A 3705-nucleotide genomic window follows, 5' to 3' on the forward strand; every position below is an offset into this window, starting at 1 on the left:
GTGTTCGTTCCCCCCACCCCCCCCACCCCCCCCCCCGCCGCGCCCGCCCCCCCCCCCCCACCCCCCCCCCCCCCGCGCCGATTTCCTCCAGCGTGTCCCAGAAGTGGTTCTCGATCCGGACCGAGGTCGCGACCCCGTCGATGCGCAGGCTGTGCGTGCGGCTTTGCCATTGCGTGGCATCGGCCTTGATGAAGAGTTCGCACATCGCGGGGCCTCCCTCCCGTTGATGTCAGAGCAGCGCCATGAACTGCCGCAGCCATGCGGGATGCGCAGGCCAGGCGGGCGCAGTGACCAGATTGCCATCGGTCACCGCCTCTGTCACCGGGATTTCGGCGAAGCTGCCGCCGGAGGCAGTCACCTCATAGGCGCAGGCGGGGTAGGCCGAACAGGTGCGCCCTTTGAGCACGCCCGCCGCCGCCAGGATCTGCGCGCCATGGCAGATCGCGGCCACGGGTTTGCCGGTATCGAAGAAGTGCCGCACCCGGGCGATCACCTCCGGGTTCATCCGCAGGTATTCGGGTGCCCGCCCGCCGGGCAGGACCAGCGCCGCATAGCCCGCCACATCGAGCCCGTCGAAATCCGCGTTCAGGGCGAAGTTGTGCCCTGGCTTTTCCGAATAGGTCTGGTCGCCCTCGAAATCATGGATCGCGGTCTTCACCACATCCCCGGCTTTCTTGCCGGGGCAGACCGCATCCACGCTGTGGCCACAGGCCAGCAGCGTCTGGAACGGCACCATGGTTTCATAGTCTTCGGTATAATCGCCGGTGATCATCAGGATCCTGGCCATCGCGCATCCTCCCTTGCTGATGGTGGCCTCTCAGCCTAGGTCAGGGGCGGGGCGCGCGGGTGTTAGCCGGATACTACGGCGGCATGCGCGCGCGAACAATGTAAGAACATGTCTTGGCGTGGGGCGGCGGGGCCGTTAGAGTGGGCGGATGACCGATTTCGACGATCCTTTCGAAGGGGCGCTCAGCCTCTCGCAGCGGGCGATGGCGGCGCGCCCGGCGCCCTATATGGACGGGCTGAACGACGCGCAGCGCGCGGCGGTGGAGGCGCTGGACGGGCCGGTGCTGATGCTGGCGGGCGCGGGCACCGGCAAGACCCGGGCGCTGACCGCGCGGATCGCGCATCTGATCCACACCGGGCGGGCGCGCCCGAACGAGATCCTCGCGGTGACCTTCACCAACAAGGCCGCGCGCGAGATGAAGGAACGCGTCGGCCGGCTGCTCGGCGGGGCGATCGAGGGGATGCAGTGGCTGGGCACGTTCCACTCCGTCTGCGTGAAGCTGCTGCGCCGCCATGCCGAGCTGATCAGCCGCAGCCTGCCGGGGCGGCCGGGCGATCTGGTGGAGAGCGAGCTGACCGCGACGCTGCGCCCGAATTTCACCATTCTCGATACCGACGACCAGATCCGCCTGCTGAAGCAGCTGATCATCGCCGCCAATATGGACGAGAAGCGCTGGCCCGCGCGCACGCTCGCAGGCCTCATCGACGGCTGGAAGAACCGCGCGCTGGTGCCCGAGAAGGTGCCCTCGTCGGAGGCTTCGGCCTTCAACAACCGCGGCACCGAGCTTTATGCGCAGTATCAGGACCGGCTGGTCACGCTGAACGCCGTCGATTTCGGCGATCTGCTGCTGCATATGGTGACGATCTTCCAGAACCACCCCGATGTGCTGGCGCAGTATCAGCGCTGGTTCCGCTACATCCTGGTGGACGAATATCAGGATACCAACATTGCGCAGTATCTGTGGCTGCGGCTGCTGGCGCAGGGGCACCGCAACATCTGCTGTGTGGGCGATGACGACCAGTCCATCTATGGCTGGCGTGGTGCCGAGGTGGGTAACATCCTGCGCTTCGAGAAGGATTTCCCGGGCGCGAAGGTGATCCGGCTGGAGCAGAATTACCGCTCGACCGAGCATATCCTGGGCGCCGCGGCGCGGCTGATTTCGGCCAATCAGGGGCGGCTCGGCAAGACGCTCTGGACGGAGGCGAAGGGCGGCCAGAAGGTGCGCCTGATCGGCCACTGGGACGGCGAGGAGGAGGCGCGCTGGATCGGCGAGGAGATCGAGGGGCTGCGCGGCGGATCGCATGGCCTGCCGCCGGTGCGGCTGAACGATCAGGCGATTCTGGTGCGCGCCTCGCATCAGATGCGCGCTTTTGAGGACCGGTTCCTCTCGATCGGGCTGCCGTATCGGGTGATCGGCGGCCCGCGGTTCTATGAGCGGCTGGAGATCCGCGATGCCATGGCCTATTTCCGGCTGGCGGTTTCGCCCGACGACGATCTGGCCTTCGAGCGGGTGGTGAATACGCCCAAACGCGGCCTGGGCGAAAAGGCGCAGCAGGGGATCCAGCGCATCGCGCGCGAGGCGGGCGTGGGGCTGGTGCTGGGGGCGCGCGGCGCGCTGCAGCAGGGCGCGATCGGCGGCAAGGCGGCGGGGCAGCTGCGCGCCTTCGTGGAGGGCATCGGGCGCTGGCATGCGGCGGTGCTGGAGGGGCAGGACCATATCCGGCTGGCCGAAACCATTCTGGAAGAATCCGGCTACACCGAGATGTGGCTCAACGACAAGACGCCGGAGGCGCCGGGGCGGCTCGAGAACCTGAAGGAGCTTGTGAAGGCTCTGGAGCAGTTCGAGAACCTGCAGGGCTTCCTCGAGCATGTCGCGCTGATCATGGACAACGACAAGGAGGAGGCCGAGGACAAGGTCTCGATCATGACGCTGCATGCGGCCAAGGGGCTCGAATTCCCGGCGGTGTTCCTGCCGGGCTGGGAGGACGGGCTGTTCCCGAGCCAGCGCGCGCTGGACGAGGGCGGCCTGCGCTCGCTGGAGGAGGAGCGGCGGCTGGCCTATGTGGGCATCACCCGGGCCGAGGCGCTGTGCACCATTTCCTTCGCGGGCAACCGGCGGGTCTACGGCCAGTGGCAGTCGCAGATGCCCTCGCGCTTCATCGACGAATTGCCGGTGGCGCATGTGGATGTGCTGACGGCGCCGGGGCTTTATGGCGGCGGTATGGGGGGCGGTGCACGCGCGGGCGGGATCGAGGACCGGGCCCGGCAGGCCGATGTGTATAATTCGCCGGGCTGGAAGCGGATGCAGGCGAAGGGCCATGCGGCGCCGGTGGCGCGCGGCGTGGTGATGGATGCGGAGGTCGTGCCCTTCGGCATTGGCGACAGGGTGTTCCACGTCAAGTTCGGCTATGGCGAGGTGATGGAGATCGAGCGCGACACGCTCGTCATCGAATTCGACAAGGCCGGCGCCAAACATGTGAAAGCCGGCTTCCTGAAAGCGGCCGACAGCGCGAACGACGTGCCGTTCTGAGGCTTGTGCGGCCGGATTTCGCGCTCCTATCCCGCATTTTCCAGTGGCACACAGAGCCTGGGTGCCGGAAGCCATCGTACATGTGCCGCAGGCGGGCATCCGGGAGGGTCCCTTGGGGCGGTGTGATTGCCGAGCCGGGCGCCCCGCGAAGTACGGCCATTGCACCCGGGGGCTTGAAAACCTCCGGATCTCTGCCGCGCGGATTACAGCAGGTCTTATCCGCCTGGGCGAGCCTTACCCATGTCTCCCCGAGCGCGCCCGCCAAGGCAAAACCTGCCTGCTCGACAACTTTGATGATGTGACCGCCCCCCGACGGCATCTCTGTGCCAAGGTGGGTCTGCGATGATCCACAAAGGAGGACGGTCATGTCGGAGATTATCACGGTCGG

At 67.0% G+C, this 3705-nt stretch carries 3 protein-coding genes; 1 reads left to right on the forward strand and 2 read right to left on the reverse strand.

The features are described 5' to 3' along the window. Positions 1-205: ribbon-helix-helix domain-containing protein (locus tag ACOMG5_RS15775; protein WP_420344750.1), on the reverse strand; the 205-nt coding region annotated here is incomplete at its 3' end. A gap of 24 nt (positions 206-229) precedes the next feature. Beyond that, the gene (locus tag ACOMG5_RS15780) at positions 230-787 is read right to left on the reverse strand and encodes a DJ-1/PfpI family protein (protein WP_420344751.1); all 558 of its coding nucleotides are present in this window, start codon (positions 785-787) and stop codon (positions 230-232) included. Positions 788-935: 148 nt separating this feature from the next. Here ACOMG5_RS15780 and ACOMG5_RS15785 point away from each other — a divergent pair, with 148 nt between their 5' ends. Then, complete coding sequence (locus tag ACOMG5_RS15785) at positions 936-3317, forward strand: ATP-dependent helicase (protein WP_420344752.1); 2382 nt, start codon at positions 936-938, stop codon at positions 3315-3317. Positions 3318-3705 lie beyond the last annotated feature (388 nt).

Origin of the sequence: Paenirhodobacter sp. (assembly GCF_041916475.1) — a bacterium.
Lineage (GTDB): Bacteria > Pseudomonadota > Alphaproteobacteria > Rhodobacterales > Rhodobacteraceae > Rhodobacter.